Source organism: Bacillus cereus group sp. BfR-BA-01382 (assembly GCF_022663475.1).
Classification (GTDB): Bacteria; Bacillota; Bacilli; order Bacillales; family Bacillaceae_G; genus Bacillus_A; species Bacillus_A thuringiensis_S.
In genome coordinates, this window is record NZ_JAKUFQ010000054.1 from 21691 (window position 1) to 35066 (window position 13376).

Genomic DNA, 13376 nt, shown 5'->3' on the forward strand with positions numbered 1-13376 from the left:
ATTAGTATCAAAATATACTTTTTGCGAATGTTTTTACCGCATCTTCCTGCATATTTGGTAAGACATGAGAATACACCCTTAAAGTTAAAGAGATATCAGTATGCCCCAAACGCTCACTAACAACTTTTGGATGAACCCCTTGTTTTAATAAAAGGGTTGCGTGTGTATGTCTTGTATCATGAAATTTAATTTTTCTAATCCCAGCATTTTTAATTATCCTATAAAAGTGTCTAGTAAAAGTTGTTCTTATTGTGACTTTCCCTAATTTGTTACAAATGATTAAATCTAAATCATGATAGGCTGGACCGATTCGTAATTTATCTTTATTTATTTGTAGCTTGCACTTTTTTAATTCTTCAATTACTTCTAAAGGAATAGGGATTGTACGCTTTGAAGAATTAGTTTTAGCACTTTGTTTAATTAAATTATCATGGCCTACTGTTTGGTTAATTGTAACTGTATGGTTATTGAAATCAACATCTTGCCAACGTAACCCAAGAACTTCTCCCAAACGCATGCCTGTAGTTATTGCAAGAAGATATCCAATATGATATTGTGATTCTTGTGAATGTAATAAAAACTGTTTTACTTCTTCCTCTGTCCAAGTCTGGATGGAGCTTTTTTCTTTTTTGGGTATCACTGCAAAAGTAGCTGGATTTTTAGAAATAATATTTTGTTTTACAGCTAGATTTATAGCTGCTTTTAGGGTTCGATGCAGAAAGAGTATAGTGTTGTTTGCTAGGCCATTATTCAGCGCAGATTGATAACATTTTTGTATGTGCATTACATTTAATTTATGAAGTGGAATCATGCCTATACTAGGTATAATATGTTTGTTTATATTGGACCGATATCTAGAAAGGCTACTCTTTTCTACACTCATCTTTTTAATTTCTAACCACTGAATCAAATAATCTTTTAAAGTGAGCTTAGACGGCTCCACAAAATTTCCTTCATTCAACTCCGTAATTTTTTTTGCTACATCAGCCTGTGCTTCTTTTTTTGTCGTATACCCAGAAAACCACTTTTGTCTTCTTTTTCCTGTCTCTGGATCAGGACCTATATCAATAACGATACAGTACTTAGTTCCTCTTTTTCGAATATGTCCTTTCACTTAAAACACTCCTTAATTTTGTTTTGAATGATGTTGTAGAAGTCTAGTTGTAATTTTGCTGCTATGAAATTACATGTTTGGACATATCAGCGATGGATATATTCTACCATATTTGAACAAATTCAGTTATAGGATATGATTGTCATCCATTGTTAAATAATAGTAAAATATTAATGGAATTAGATAAAGGGGGAAGTAAGACTATGAGACAATTCACAACTGATCCAGGCGGGCATAAAGTAACTGATCCTGGTGGCTGGAGGGCAGAATTAGACCCGGGAACAGGTATATAGTATACATAGGAGGAGCCTAACGGTTTTTTTTTATTGTAGAAAAAAAGAGAGCATTAGCCCTCTTGCTCAAATTGTAAAAAGAAGAAAATTTTACAATTTGAAAATGGAAATGATTTCTTTTATTATGAAATCAAACATATGTATCTTCAATTTGAAATAACAATCGCTGCAACGCTAGTATTTCATTTTACAAAGTTAGTTGATATAATGTTTTAAAAGTTATTATAGGTAAAACTGGGAAGCGCAACGATTATATGAAATATTTTTTTACCAAGTAGGTGTACTCAACTAAAAGATTTAATGCTTTTTTTTGGGGTTCAGTTTCTAAATCAGATATTTGATCTAATATCACTTCGAATTGTGTTGGCATACGATATTCTCTGCCAACTAAATTATCAATACTGATGTTATACAAATCGCAAATCTTAATTAAAGTTGAGATATCTGGTTCAGATCGTCCAGCTTCCCAATTTGTATATGTTGAACGGACAACATTTAAATGGTAAGCTACATCATTCTGAGTTAACTTATTCTTTCTACGAAAATATACCAGACGTTCGCTAAGCAATGATTGTTCACCACCTTTTTTATCTGTGACAATTATAAGCGAACAAGTAAAGCTAATGGTATACATTTGAATAAAACGATTAATTATGTGACATTTACTTTTATTTATGATTAATTTTGAAACTAAATAAAAATAAATAGAACTAAAGTTCGAATGTGTAGTAAAATATTTATGAAAGTTCTTTGCATCTTATATATAAGAATTTTATAATTCTATGTCACTTGAAAAATGTTGGTTTGTAACGCTTTTGAAACTTTCTCAACATTTTTCTGATAATCACACGACTGAATTTTGGAAAAAATGTGATATTATGAAAATAATAAAATAAATGGACGTAAAAAAAGACCCATGACTGTGTAAGTAGTGTTGGCCGCACTCTCACACCGTCCTCCCTAATGTGAGTAGGGAAAACATTTGTCATAAGTCTCATACATAATTATAACACACAACCTAGATATAATGGCACGTTTTCCTGCAAATGTAAGAAATCTAGGGTAACGTGTCTTTTTGTCCAACAAGGAGGACAAAATAGTGGATAATATTCTAGTAACTAGTGAAAAAGACCAGGTAATGACGGATTTATTAAGAAAAATAAATGATGATTTATTTGCATTAAAAATTACAAACAATGAATTAGCTTCTTATTTAGGAATTGCTAAAAGTACAGTATCTAGTATTTTGAACGGAAAAACAGAAATGAGTTTTAATTATTTAATTAAAATAATTATGAAGATCCACAAGAAGCCCTATGTTGCATTAAAAGATGTCATGATATCAGATTACTTAATATACGCAAAACCTGAGAATAGAAGAGAAGCGCTAGAATACGCTGCATTCCGAAGAGAATTTGATTCTTTGAAAATGATAACTGATATTGAGAAAAGTTCTACTACTGAAATTAACCAAGAATTCGCGAAGGTATATGAAATTGTCTTTAAACACTGTAAAGATGTAGAAGAATATAGCCCAGAGGATTTTTATGATGAATTAGAAGAGTGCAAAAGTGATGTTTCATCATGGGAAATGAAAGTACTAATTGATATCCTTTTATGTCAAACGTTGTATCAAACGAAAGAATACAAAAAAATGTTTAAACGTATTAGTATTGCTGAAGAAAACGTAAAAGAAATAAAGAATAAATTTATTTATAATAGTTTTTTAGTCAGAATAAAAGAAGTTTTGATTGTCACATATATGATGCAAAACGAAGTGAAACAAGCTAGATTGACATGCAATCAATTGTTAAACATGTGTGATGTAAACAACGGCTTTTTTATACAAAAGGCAAACTCTTATTACAATATGGGAGAATCATATATATTTGAAGATTATTCAAAGGCAAAAATGTTCTTAGAAAAAAGCTTATCGGTATTAAATGATGAAATGTTTACAGGCGATAAAGATGTTGAGAGAAAAAAGGGAAGAATTAAGAGTACGTTGATTTTTTTGAAAATTCATCATTATCGGGACATAGAAGATGTGTATTCTGGATTAGACAAGGATGGACATGTATATTTAGAATTGCAAAAAGGAAACAAAGAAAAAGCAGAAATGTATTTATTAGAGATTGAAAAAGAAAACGGAGCACTAAACGAATTCCAAACGTGCTATATGGGATTAGCTAGAAATGATAAGTCGTTACTAGAAAAATCCTATATGATGTTCTTGCAAAAGAAGAGTCTTTTTTATGCAAATTTACCTAAATTATACTTGGGCGATTTTTAAAAAAATGGTATAATTATCTTTATAGAAAGAGGTGAATTTATTGAAAAAGATATTAATGTTTTTACCAATCTTAGCAATCGCTGGATTGTTTGTTTTCTCAGTAGATAAAAAAGTTGAAGAGACAAAACAAGAGGCAGCGAGTTATGAGAATATTATCTTGTATTCAAACGAACCAGGCGGAGGCGGCCTTTAAGGTTCTACTATATAATCAATAGAAATGCGATCGTCCTAAAAAGGATGGTCGCATTTCGTGCTTTTAAGGGGTGTTCGGTTTTTATCTAAAAACAAAGAAACCGAAACTTTGTGAATGATTCACAAATTGTTATAAGGGAAAAGGATGGGGGATTTAAAATGGAAGAATGCAAACAAGGTATTCAATTGTTAATTGACATGGCTAAAAAAGGAGATGAGTCAGCGGCTTTAATGTTGAAGAAGATCGATAGTATTTTAGATGAATGTGAAATGGTTATGCTAAAGAAAAAAGGATGATTGTTAGCGATAGCTATCAATCATCCTTACTATTCATTGCCTTCTATGTCTAATCCAGAAATTAATGCTTTTATTTTTTTAATAGCAAATTCCTTTGTTTCATTATCGAATGTTTCTACTCGATCTATATAATACTTTAGTTCTAACATAACATCTGATGCTGAAGGTTTTTCGCTAGTTTTATTATCTGATAAACCCATAATGTAGTCAGTTGATATGTTTGCTAAATTAGAAATTTTTGAAACAGTTTCCCTAGATGGAGTCTTTTTACCTGATTCGATATAAGATACCATCGGTTTACTAATATCCACGCTATCTGCAAATTGTTGCTGCGTATACCCGAGCGACATTCTTATCTCTTTTATTCTTTTCCCAATTATATTCTCCATAACGATCCCCTTTATATTACCTTAGTATTACCTGATATATAAAATATAACAGAAAAGTTGACTCTGAGACAACTTGGATTTTTAAAAAAGATTTTTTTTGCGTAAACTTGTTGACTTGTAGTTAACAAGTTGGTATTATGAAGACATCGAAAGAAACAAGGGTGATGCTAATGACAAAACTTAATGTAGAACGCGTGAAAGAATTAAGGATATCACTCGGTTACACACAACAAGTTGTAGCTGAATATCTAAGTTGTTCTAAAAGTGGTTATTGTTATATGGAACAAGGAAAAAGGCAACCGAGTTTAGAAAAATTAGGTAAACTATCAACGTTATATAATGTGGCAACTGATGAATTGTTAGAACAAAGTTAACTATAGGTTGTCGTTTTTTTAAAAAAATAAGTTAACCTGTAGTTAATTTGTGGGAGGGGAAAAATGAATCGATTACAAGTTGTGCAACATTCAGTAAGTGAGTTTATTTTTATGGAGGGGAATCAGCATTTGCTGTAAATAGTTATTGCAACATTTTACAAAAAGATTTTAATGAGGCGATATCATACATAAATGCATTGCGACCAAGGTTAGTATGATTAGCCATCATTAATACAATTTCGGAAGGAGCAAAGCGAAATGGGATTAGATCAAATCATTAAAGAATCAATCCGCGAAGTTGTCCGTGAGGAGATACAAGCTGCATTAGCGCAGTTCCAACAACAATCGCAACCAAACAAAGTAATGAGGGTGAAAGAAGCAGCGGCTTACCTCAATATCGCAGTTTGTAGAATGTATGAATTAGCAAATCACTCACATTTTCCAGTGATTAGAGAAGGACGTAAATTACTCTTCTTGCAAAAGGATTTAGAAGCTTGGCTTGAAGCACAAAAGGAGGTGATTTAGTGGAAGACACAACATCGTTAGCGATATTCGCAATGTTTATCGCATGCAGTGCTTGGTTAGGATACATCACTTATGAGCCAATAAAACAATGGGCCTGGAGTGATGTAAAAGAAAACAAAAAGACCCATGGCAGTGGGTCCTTTAAGAAAAATGATTTGTTATAAGTATACCACGGAAAGTAGGGAAATAGTACATGCGTTTAATCGAATATCAAGTGCTATTACCTAATAAATTCTGGAACTTAGCAGAGAGCAAGGATGAATTAAAGCAAATGATTGAACAGTATTTCAAGGCTGGTTATCCGCATTATGAAATTCAACGAATTATCAAAAGTGGACAAGCATATGTGGCGGTTTGTACAAGGAGGTAAATAAATGGCAACATTTCGAGTTAATAAAAGTAAAAATTACACAACCATTAATAATACTGGTCTTCGAGATGAACGTTTAAGTTGGAAAGCAAAAGGGATATTGGCTTACATTTTATCGTTACCAGATGATTGGGTGTTTTACATGGAGGAAATATCTACTCATGCGAAAGATGGAATTGATAGTTTAAGGGTAGGAATGAAAGAACTAAAAAAATTCGGTTATGTTAGAAGGTTTCCTGTAAAAAACGAAAAGGGAAAGATAACTAACTGGGAGACGATTATTTATGAAGTTCCACAAGTGGAGAATCCACATATGGAGAATCCACAAGTGGAAAAACCACAAATGGAAGTTCCATTTATGGAAAATCCAACGCTACTAAGTACTAAAGAACTAAGTACTAATAAACAAAATACTAATATACAAAGTAGTAGTAGCATCTTCTCTTTCTACGAAAATAATTTCGGTATTTTAAATTCATTCATAGCCGAAAGTATTTCACAATGGGTAAATGATACTAACGAAGAACTTGTACAAGCAGCTATGGAGCGTTCTTTGAAACAGCAGAAGAAATGGAATTATGCTGAGGGCATTTTGAAACAGTGGGTTAATAAAAACATTCGTACTTTAGCTGATGTTAATGCAGCAGAAGAAGAATACAAAAGACAGCAGAATTCTAAAAAAATAAGAAAAGGAACAATTAAAGGGGGTTCGAATCATGGAAGCTCTAAATCAGGTGATGACGAGGATTTTGAATACATCGGCTTGTGATGATAAGGAAGAAGGTTATGAATGTCCCGATTGTAAAACATTTATACTTGCTGTTCCTGTAGAAGTACCAGAGTTGAAGATAAAGCGAAAAGTGTTTCCTACTTGTGAATGTGTGGTAGCTAGAGAAGAAGCAAGAATTCGGGAAGCACAAAATTTCGCTAAAAAGCGTGAGATTGATAAGTTGTTTAGTATCAGTAATCTCGGTGAACGATTTAAGAAATCAACATTTGAAGCGTTTAGAGAAAGAGAAGGGTCTGTAACCGCTGGGCAAATTGCACAAAAATATGTGAATGAATTTAAGAAATGGAACGGAGAGTCGCTCATGATTTGGGGCGAACCAGGTAATGGAAAAACTCATTTAGCAGCAGCAATTGCAAACGAGCTTTCAAAACAAGGATTTATTGTTGTATTTCAAAGTGTACCAGAGTTATTACAACGTATTCGAAGTACATTTAACAACGATAACAAAGAAAATGAAACGCAAATTATGCGAGCTCTTTTGGAATGCGACCTACTCATTTTAGATGATATCGGTGCGGAAAAAACAACAGAATGGGTAGAAGAAAAGTTATTCAATGTAATTGATGGTCGATATCGTAAGGAATTACCTACATTATACACAAGTAATTTACGGCCAAAAGAATTACAAGAACAAGTAGGTAAACGTTCTTATGATCGTATGGTTGAAACAAGTTTAACAATAAAAAATGAAGCTACAAGTTATCGTCGAGAAATTGCGAAACAAAGATTACAAACTTTTGGAGGGTGAGTATGTGAAAGATGTATTGCTTGATAAAAAACGGGCTTTCATGGATTTCCTGTTAAGGAACGTCTTATCAAAAGGTGATGAAGGGTATCGAATTATATACACATTTAATAAATATGAACGCTTCGCAAAACGTGTTCAATTTGTTGAAGATGCTAAGGCGTATGCATATGCAATTAAAATTTCAGAAGAATCTTTAGGGGATAACGAGTTCTTATTTTTTAAACGGGATGAAATTATCATGCGTAGTTTCAGTGCATTTGAGCATTTTGATGAGAATGAAGAGGACACGATTTACATTCAAATAAATTTCACAGGGAAATACAGTAATAAGTTATATCTGGCAGTAGTTGAAGATGATTGTACATTGACGCCATATCTTAATGAAGAAGATCATGCCGAGATTGACCGATTAATCAAAAAACAACTCATCGATTATGCACTTGATACAAAAAATGAACAAATGTTTCGTGATTTAGTTTCAAATTAAGGGGGAGTTAATAATGAAGAATACAGGTGTTGTAAGAAAAGTCGATGAGTTAGGTCGTGTAGTAATTCCGGTAGAGTTACGCAGAACTTTGGGGATTGCTGAAGGTACAGCGTTAGACTTTCATGTTGATGGAGAAAATATCATTTTGAAAAAACAAGAAAAGTCATGCTTTGTAACGGGCGAAGTGTCTGAATCCAACATCGAATTGTTAGGCGGCCGAATGGTTTTGAGTAAGGAAGGGGCAAGTGAGCTGTTGAATCTTCTTCAAAAGAATGTGATGGAGCATGCCTAAACAACTAAATATTTTCGAAGTAGAGCCATCTATTTGCGGATTCGACGTGATGAAAGCAAATGTGAAGAAAGGAACTGGACGTACTACATATGCAGATGTACGTGTTCAAGTTCCAAAAAACGCAAAGTGTACGGATGAGTTACCACGCACAACTAAACAAGATGATCGTTATGACATCTTTGAACAATATGTAATAGCAATTTGGAGATTCCAAAGAGCTGTAGATAAGTTTTTTAATTGGGATACAGCTGAAGAATTGTGTAAGGCAGCAAGGGATAAAAAAGAAATAATTCCGGTACGGGTTTATTTAGGAAGTGGCTTTAAACCTGATGTTGTCGAGTACATGAAGTGAGAAAAAAGGGAGAGGAACATATGAAGAAAGAAATCGATGTTACAAGTAATAAACTCCTTGTAGTAAAGGATGGTGAAATCCTTTCATTTAACCCACCAGAAAGCGGTTTTGGTGAGCAAGTCGTAATTTGGGTGAACGGTAAAGGTGTCCATGTCAAAACTACTTCTAATGAAAAGATAGATTAATTATTTTATAAGAAAGTAGGTTCGCTTATGAGTGTAGCAAGAAATCATGAAGTGATGAAGGAATCACGTTTAAAAATATACATCGCTTTAGAAGAAGCTAACTTCATTTGGGATGAAAGAGATGTAGTACGTTTTCGTGAAATGTGGAGTCAAGGTATGAGCTTGCCAAATATGGCAAAAGCGTTAAGGAGACACCAAGCGGAAGTTGCACTTCTTGTAATAGATCAGGCTGATAAGTATTTAATTGAAAATCGTCCGATAGGATTAGGGATTTGCTAAATAGGAAGGGGAAATCAAAATGAACTTAACTAGAATATTCGGAATGCAAGAAGTATTGGGTACAAGAATCATTAAGGAGCATGGATTGGAAGGACAAAATTTATTTTACAATATGATCCTTGCTTTACAGGTTGAAATTGGAGAACTTGCAAATGAAACAAGATGCTTTAAGCATTGGAGCAATAAAGGACCTAGTGAAAAAGAAGTTATTTTAATGGAGTATGTAGATGGATTTCATTTTATAGCTTCATTAGGAAATGGTATCGGATTTAATCCTAATGAATATAGCCTGAAATTATTAGAATATAATGCAAACGTCTATACGGCAAGTACGTTAGTCAATCAATTCAACAATGTATATGAAGGTATATCGGAATTTCGTGCAACCCAAGATATCGAGCTTTATGAAGAATTATTGTATTCGTTTTTAGGGTTAGGTAAGAAATTAGGATTCACATTTGAAGAAATTGAACAAGGTTATTACAAAAAGAATGAAGTGAACCACCAGCGCCAGGATAACGGATATTAAGACCAAATTTGAATATAGGATTTGTAATGAAAAGAGCCATGAGTTGTGAAGGCTCATGGCTCATTGTATAAGGGTAAAGTCGTAAGGACTTTATAAATAAATAATATCACGGATATCCAAATAAATACAATAAAAGTAAATTAAATGGTACAAAATTTGAATTTTGTATAAAAACGGAGGTGGTCAATATGCATTTAGACATTGCGAGATTTAAAAAGATTGGGAACTTAACAGTTAGGTTTGTAAATGAAAAAGACCAACTTGAAATCAAAGTACACATTAATTATCACTATTACAAGGAAGCAAATATTAAAATCAATCAGCAATTTCTTATCGATAAGGGAGCTATGAAAAGAAGAGGAGCGTTGAAACAAGCTCAGAGTTGGTTGCAACGTAATAAACAGTTCGTTGTGGATGTTATCGATGAACAGTTTCCAACGTTTTGGTGATTTTAGTACAAAAGCGTTATTTGAATACAAAAGGGGGAAATGGAAAATGGAATACGTTGAAAAAGCAACTAAAGATATTAGAGAGAATTGGTTTGGAGATCATGTAGCTGAAATTCAAGGTGAAGAAGGATTACAGGTTATTTATTGGGGCAAGCCTGGAACGAATATGTATCGTACTAAATTTGTTCTTGCAGGATATAACGTATTTATTTCAGGTGATATTGGCGAAGCGGTGTATAACCTTACATGTCCAGCAACATTAGAAAATATTAAAGGATTCAATTTAGGGTATTTCACTGAAAAGTTAACGGCTTTTTGTGAAGAACGTTGGAACTTCGATGAAGAAAAGGCAAAAAGTGAACTTGATGAATATTGGAAGGAATACGATATAAATGAAACAAGAGAAGACGGACGGGAAGTATATGATCGTATTATTTCAGCAATTGATGAGAGTTCATCTATGGAAGGTTACCATTTTTGGTTAAGTGACGTTTATCATAGCAGCTCATTAGATTCTGACACATTGGAAGACCTTTGGAACTTTGGCAAAAGGTTGCCACGTCGTTTAATTGGTTACTGGTTAGGATTGCAAATGGCGATTGAACAATTAGAGAAAAGCAAACCTGCAGCAGAAGCAGTGACTTTATAACAAAATAGTTATTTGAATTGAAAAGAGCACCATTTACCCTAACGGTGCTCTTGGACCAAGAACTATATTTTGTATTTTTTATAGTCCGTATAAGTATATGTTGTTGCTAATAAATAGTGCGATAAAAGAAACGCATACTGTGCAAATCAAATTGTGGGTTAAGGAAAGAATATCACATACCAAAGTGATAATAATGCAATCCATCCAATAGTAAGGGCTATGTATTTTAAAATTTTCATGAATGCTCCTTTTTGATATAGGATGCACCAGGATGGAGAGTTTAATTAAATTTTTAACAAAATTCTTATTTTGGAAAGATGAAAATTAAAGAGTTTATAATTCTTAAACTTATGTATATAAAAAATAATCATAAAAAGAATATGGCATACAAAAATGCAGCATATATAATCCAGGCAAATGTAAAGGTGATGAATTTTAGAATTTTCATAATTAGTCCTTTTAGGTATAGAATGCACAATGCTGGAGAATTTATTAATTTTTTTACAAAATTCTTATGTAACAACAAATAAAAAGAGTGCATTTTTATATGCACCCTTAGTAAGGTGGGTGAATGTCTTATGAGATATAGAAAATCTAAAAAATCGTAATCAGATTTTCACGAGTAAATTTTTTATATTGTATGCCTTACTTGGATTTATGGAGCATGTCATTAAAGAAAAGAGGCAAGTGGGATTTAAACAAAATCTTTATTTAAATAGAGAGGTTAGGAAGTAATAAGGTATAAAGTTTCACCAATTATCAACTTTAAATAGATATTCATAGTATGAAAGATGACAAATAAAGATATTTACAAAGGAGTGAATAAAATTGTTTCAAGGTTATTTTTACAATGAAACGCAAATGCGTTCTGTAGGTGGGCAGGGTCCTTCGCAAAGTACAATTCAGGCTGTACATCAAGCTATACAAGCTCAGCTACAAGCGCTACAAGCACAGCAAGAGATGCAAGCGCAACAGGGGATGCAAGTACAACAAAGTATGCAGCCTTACTATCATACATTGCAATATTATTATCCAATGTATATTCCACAGTATAGAATACCTTTTTCAATGTTACCATACGAAACTATATATTATTTATAGTAAATAGTCACAGAAGCAATTGTTTGATGAACACTTATTTATTTTAATGAAAACACTATTTCAAAGTAAATAAAAAGGAGCACACATTTTAGTGTGCTCCTAGACTAAAAGGTTTGAACGTATGGACTGTGGAGTGCCCTACACAATAATATATGCTGTCAGACTTAAGGGTACGAAGTTTTTTACAAATCGTTATTTGAAAATAAATAAAAAAGAGAGCACACATATAAGTGTGCTCCTAGTTTAAAAGGTTTGAACTTATGGAATGGAGTGTTTCCATACAATAACATATGCTTGTCTGATTAAAAGGTGAAAAATTTTTATATAAAAACGCCATTTTAGTAAAACCCCCTTTTAAAAAGGCTTGTTGTGAGGGTAGGCCTTTTTAAAAAAATTTAAGGATAAAGTTTTACATGGAGATAAATTATATATTACTAGATTTAATTCATAAATCCTGTATGTTGAAGGTTGAAAAATTTTTTATGTATTTAATAAAAACTTCATTTTAGTAGAAACGAGGAATGAAAAATGAACTTAAAGGAGTACGTCGTTTATAAAGGTGAATCATTCGTATGTATTGGAACTGCAAAGGAATGCGCTCAACATATGGGTGTACTTCCTGAAACGGTTCGTTATTATACAACTCCAGCTTATCAAAGGAAGTTAGCGAAGCGGAAGAAGGCTAGGAATTACTTAACTGTTACGGTTCTTGAGGAAGATTAATATAAAAATTTCATTTTGTCATAAATAAAAAGGCGGTTGTTTCCGCAACCGCCTTTTTATAAAACAGAGTCACTTTTTCATATATAACATATGTATGATTCCTGAAAAAAGTTATAGGATATAACGCTATTTTTATAACGAAATTGACGAGCTTAAGTTATAAGAACGGACTGGATATATTATATGAAATCTTGTCTAAAGTGTTCGCAAATAAAAGAGCAGCTAGCAAAAGCTAACTGCTCGATACAGATAAGAAGTGAAGGAATACATGGACGGTTAAAAGAGTTCTGGCTTATCGCCCATATATAGTATGTGTTAAATATTAAGGAATATTCGGATGTGTAAAATTAAAAAAGAGCACCTTCGAACAGTGCTCTTTCTCGGAGTGAATTTAAAACATTTAAGCAGGCCTTATGAAGGTGTATTGAAAAGTGTTCAATACAAAGTATGTCACTTTATAAAAAAAGTGATAAAAAATAAAAGAGCAGCTAGCAAAAGCTAACTGCTCAACCCTTAAAGAAAGGAAGGAATTAATGGGTATATAAAAATTCCTCCATCTACAGTATTGACAAAATATTGAGTTTCATTCAGGAGAGGAAGAAGAAAATGAGGCCACGTAGATTTGAATATTTGATTTCTTATAAGTATTACCAAAAAAAACGGTAATGCGGATTGCACGTATTTATTCAATAGCCGTTCGAAACTAAATAGTAGAAAAGATTTCCTGGATCTAATGGATCTGTTAAAAGAAAAATGCAATGCTCATACGGTTGTAATTAATAACATTCAGTTACTAAGAGAGAAAAGAGCATTATAAAACCAAACAAAATAATCCTTTTGTAGATAAGAGAAAATAAAAAAAGAGCGCCTTTTAAAGGCGCTCTTTGATGAATCACTATAACATTCATATAATGTTAATGTTTGTGAGTCATGAACAAATGAATG

Annotated in this window: 22 protein-coding genes; 19 read left to right on the top strand and 3 right to left on the bottom strand. The window is 32.6% G+C overall.

Translation table 11 applies throughout. The features are described from left to right. Window positions 1-7: 7 nt before the first annotated feature. Together MR160_RS20095 and MR160_RS20100 are read right to left on the bottom strand one after the other, a co-directional pair. Window positions 8-1114: a site-specific integrase gene (locus MR160_RS20095; protein WP_242297897.1), complete on the bottom strand. Its 1107-nt coding sequence runs from the start codon at window positions 1112-1114 to the stop codon at window positions 8-10. A 543-nt stretch (window positions 1115-1657) separates the two neighbouring features. Then, window positions 1658-1975: a helix-turn-helix domain-containing protein gene (locus tag MR160_RS20100; RefSeq protein WP_242297899.1), complete on the bottom strand. Its 318-nt coding sequence runs from the start codon at window positions 1973-1975 to the stop codon at window positions 1658-1660. 531 nt (window positions 1976-2506) lie between these two features. Between MR160_RS20100 and MR160_RS20105 the strand changes: the two genes are divergently transcribed. From MR160_RS20105 to MR160_RS20115, 3 genes are all read left to right on the top strand, one after another. Continuing rightward, entirely contained in the window at window positions 2507-3700 is a 1194-nt protein-coding gene (locus tag MR160_RS20105; protein ID WP_242297901.1) for an AimR family lysis-lysogeny pheromone receptor, read from the top strand. A 40-nt stretch (window positions 3701-3740) separates the two neighbouring features. Further along, window positions 3741-3893, top strand: a complete 153-nt coding sequence (locus MR160_RS20110; RefSeq protein ID WP_242297903.1) for a hypothetical protein — start codon at window positions 3741-3743, stop codon at window positions 3891-3893. Between the two features lie 158 nt (window positions 3894-4051). Beyond that, window positions 4052-4189, top strand: coding sequence for a hypothetical protein (locus MR160_RS20115; RefSeq protein WP_242297905.1), 138 nt, complete (start codon window positions 4052-4054; stop codon window positions 4187-4189). Window positions 4190-4218: 29 nt separating this feature from the next. On the opposite strand, the gene MR160_RS20120 is transcribed toward MR160_RS20115, so the two are convergent. Continuing rightward, window positions 4219-4578 carry a helix-turn-helix domain-containing protein gene (locus tag MR160_RS20120; protein WP_242297907.1) on the bottom strand — a complete coding sequence of 120 codons (360 nt, stop codon included), beginning with the start codon at window positions 4576-4578 and terminating at the stop codon, window positions 4219-4221. Window positions 4579-4748: 170 nt separating this feature from the next. On the opposite strand from MR160_RS20120, the gene MR160_RS20125 reads away from it, so the two are divergent. From MR160_RS20125 to MR160_RS20200, 16 genes are all read left to right on the top strand, one after another. Further along, window positions 4749-4952, top strand: a complete 204-nt coding sequence (locus MR160_RS20125; protein ID WP_242297909.1) for a helix-turn-helix domain-containing protein — start codon at window positions 4749-4751, stop codon at window positions 4950-4952. Between the two features lie 258 nt (window positions 4953-5210). Next, window positions 5211-5477, top strand: coding sequence for a helix-turn-helix domain-containing protein (locus MR160_RS20130; protein WP_242297911.1), 267 nt, complete (start codon window positions 5211-5213; stop codon window positions 5475-5477). Next, entirely contained in the window at window positions 5477-5641 is a 165-nt protein-coding gene (locus tag MR160_RS20135) for a hypothetical protein (protein ID WP_242297913.1), read from the top strand. The genes MR160_RS20130 and MR160_RS20135 overlap by 1 nt, the downstream gene beginning before the upstream one ends. Before the next feature lie 29 nt (window positions 5642-5670). Then, on the top strand, window positions 5671-5847 hold the full coding sequence (locus MR160_RS20140; RefSeq protein WP_242297915.1) for a hypothetical protein: 177 nt from the start codon (window positions 5671-5673) through the stop codon (window positions 5845-5847). 4 nt (window positions 5848-5851) lie between these two features. Then, window positions 5852-6616, top strand: coding sequence for a DnaD domain-containing protein (locus MR160_RS20145; protein ID WP_242297917.1), 765 nt, complete (start codon window positions 5852-5854; stop codon window positions 6614-6616). Beyond that, the gene (locus MR160_RS20150) at window positions 6564-7385 is read left to right on the top strand and encodes an ATP-binding protein (RefSeq protein ID WP_481746735.1); all 822 of its coding nucleotides are present in this window, start codon (window positions 6564-6566) and stop codon (window positions 7383-7385) included. The genes MR160_RS20145 and MR160_RS20150 overlap by 53 nt, the downstream gene beginning before the upstream one ends. A gap of 4 nt (window positions 7386-7389) precedes the next feature. Further along, the gene (locus MR160_RS20155) at window positions 7390-7872 is read left to right on the top strand and encodes a YpiB family protein (protein WP_144514508.1); all 483 of its coding nucleotides are present in this window, start codon (window positions 7390-7392) and stop codon (window positions 7870-7872) included. Between the two features lie 13 nt (window positions 7873-7885). Continuing rightward, window positions 7886-8164 (top strand): AbrB/MazE/SpoVT family DNA-binding domain-containing protein, encoded by a 279-nt coding sequence (locus MR160_RS20160; protein ID WP_242297919.1) that lies wholly within the window; start codon window positions 7886-7888, stop codon window positions 8162-8164. Further along, window positions 8157-8516, top strand: a complete 360-nt coding sequence (locus MR160_RS20165) for a cell division protein SepF (RefSeq protein WP_242297920.1) — start codon at window positions 8157-8159, stop codon at window positions 8514-8516. Before MR160_RS20160 ends, MR160_RS20165 begins: the two co-directional genes overlap by 8 nt. A 20-nt stretch (window positions 8517-8536) precedes the next feature. Beyond that, complete coding sequence (locus MR160_RS20170; protein ID WP_050842983.1) at window positions 8537-8701, top strand: DUF3954 domain-containing protein; 165 nt, start codon at window positions 8537-8539, stop codon at window positions 8699-8701. 27 nt (window positions 8702-8728) lie between these two features. Beyond that, complete coding sequence (locus tag MR160_RS20175) at window positions 8729-8980, top strand: helix-turn-helix domain containing protein (RefSeq protein WP_144514505.1); 252 nt, start codon at window positions 8729-8731, stop codon at window positions 8978-8980. Window positions 8981-8999: 19 nt separating this feature from the next. Continuing rightward, window positions 9000-9509, top strand: coding sequence for a dUTP diphosphatase (locus MR160_RS20180; RefSeq protein WP_242297921.1), 510 nt, complete (start codon window positions 9000-9002; stop codon window positions 9507-9509). A gap of 188 nt (window positions 9510-9697) precedes the next feature. After that, on the top strand, window positions 9698-9958 hold the full coding sequence (locus tag MR160_RS20185; protein ID WP_000549862.1) for a hypothetical protein: 261 nt from the start codon (window positions 9698-9700) through the stop codon (window positions 9956-9958). A gap of 46 nt (window positions 9959-10004) precedes the next feature. Beyond that, window positions 10005-10607 (top strand): hypothetical protein, encoded by a 603-nt coding sequence (locus tag MR160_RS20190; protein ID WP_242297922.1) that lies wholly within the window; start codon window positions 10005-10007, stop codon window positions 10605-10607. Window positions 10608-11435: 828 nt separating this feature from the next. After that, entirely contained in the window at window positions 11436-11708 is a 273-nt protein-coding gene (locus MR160_RS20195; RefSeq protein WP_242297923.1) for a hypothetical protein, read from the top strand. 528 nt (window positions 11709-12236) lie between these two features. Next, the gene (locus MR160_RS20200) at window positions 12237-12431 is read left to right on the top strand and encodes a hypothetical protein (RefSeq protein WP_098400109.1); all 195 of its coding nucleotides are present in this window, start codon (window positions 12237-12239) and stop codon (window positions 12429-12431) included. Window positions 12432-13376 lie beyond the last annotated feature (945 nt).

Coding starts and splice junctions, on each gene's coding strand:
- MR160_RS20115 (WP_242297905.1), top strand. CDS start 4,052: ATGGAAGAATGCAAACAAGGTATTCAATTGTTAATTGACATGGCTAAA.
- MR160_RS20120 (WP_242297907.1), bottom strand. CDS start 4,578: ATGGAGAATATAATTGGGAAAAGAATAAAAGAGATAAGAATGTCGCTC.
- MR160_RS20125 (WP_242297909.1), top strand. CDS start 4,749: ATGACAAAACTTAATGTAGAACGCGTGAAAGAATTAAGGATATCACTC.
- MR160_RS20130 (WP_242297911.1), top strand. CDS start 5,211: ATGGGATTAGATCAAATCATTAAAGAATCAATCCGCGAAGTTGTCCGT.
- MR160_RS20140 (WP_242297915.1), top strand. CDS start 5,671: ATGCGTTTAATCGAATATCAAGTGCTATTACCTAATAAATTCTGGAAC.
- MR160_RS20145 (WP_242297917.1), top strand. CDS start 5,852: ATGGCAACATTTCGAGTTAATAAAAGTAAAAATTACACAACCATTAAT.
- MR160_RS20150 (WP_481746735.1), top strand. CDS start 6,564: ATGGAAGCTCTAAATCAGGTGATGACGAGGATTTTGAATACATCGGCT.
- MR160_RS20160 (WP_242297919.1), top strand. CDS start 7,886: ATGAAGAATACAGGTGTTGTAAGAAAAGTCGATGAGTTAGGTCGTGTA.
- MR160_RS20165 (WP_242297920.1), top strand. CDS start 8,157: ATGCCTAAACAACTAAATATTTTCGAAGTAGAGCCATCTATTTGCGGA.
- MR160_RS20170 (WP_050842983.1), top strand. CDS start 8,537: ATGAAGAAAGAAATCGATGTTACAAGTAATAAACTCCTTGTAGTAAAG.
- MR160_RS20175 (WP_144514505.1), top strand. CDS start 8,729: ATGAGTGTAGCAAGAAATCATGAAGTGATGAAGGAATCACGTTTAAAA.
- MR160_RS20180 (WP_242297921.1), top strand. CDS start 9,000: ATGAACTTAACTAGAATATTCGGAATGCAAGAAGTATTGGGTACAAGA.
- MR160_RS20185 (WP_000549862.1), top strand. CDS start 9,698: ATGCATTTAGACATTGCGAGATTTAAAAAGATTGGGAACTTAACAGTT.
- MR160_RS20190 (WP_242297922.1), top strand. CDS start 10,005: ATGGAATACGTTGAAAAAGCAACTAAAGATATTAGAGAGAATTGGTTT.
- MR160_RS20200 (WP_098400109.1), top strand. CDS start 12,237: ATGAACTTAAAGGAGTACGTCGTTTATAAAGGTGAATCATTCGTATGT.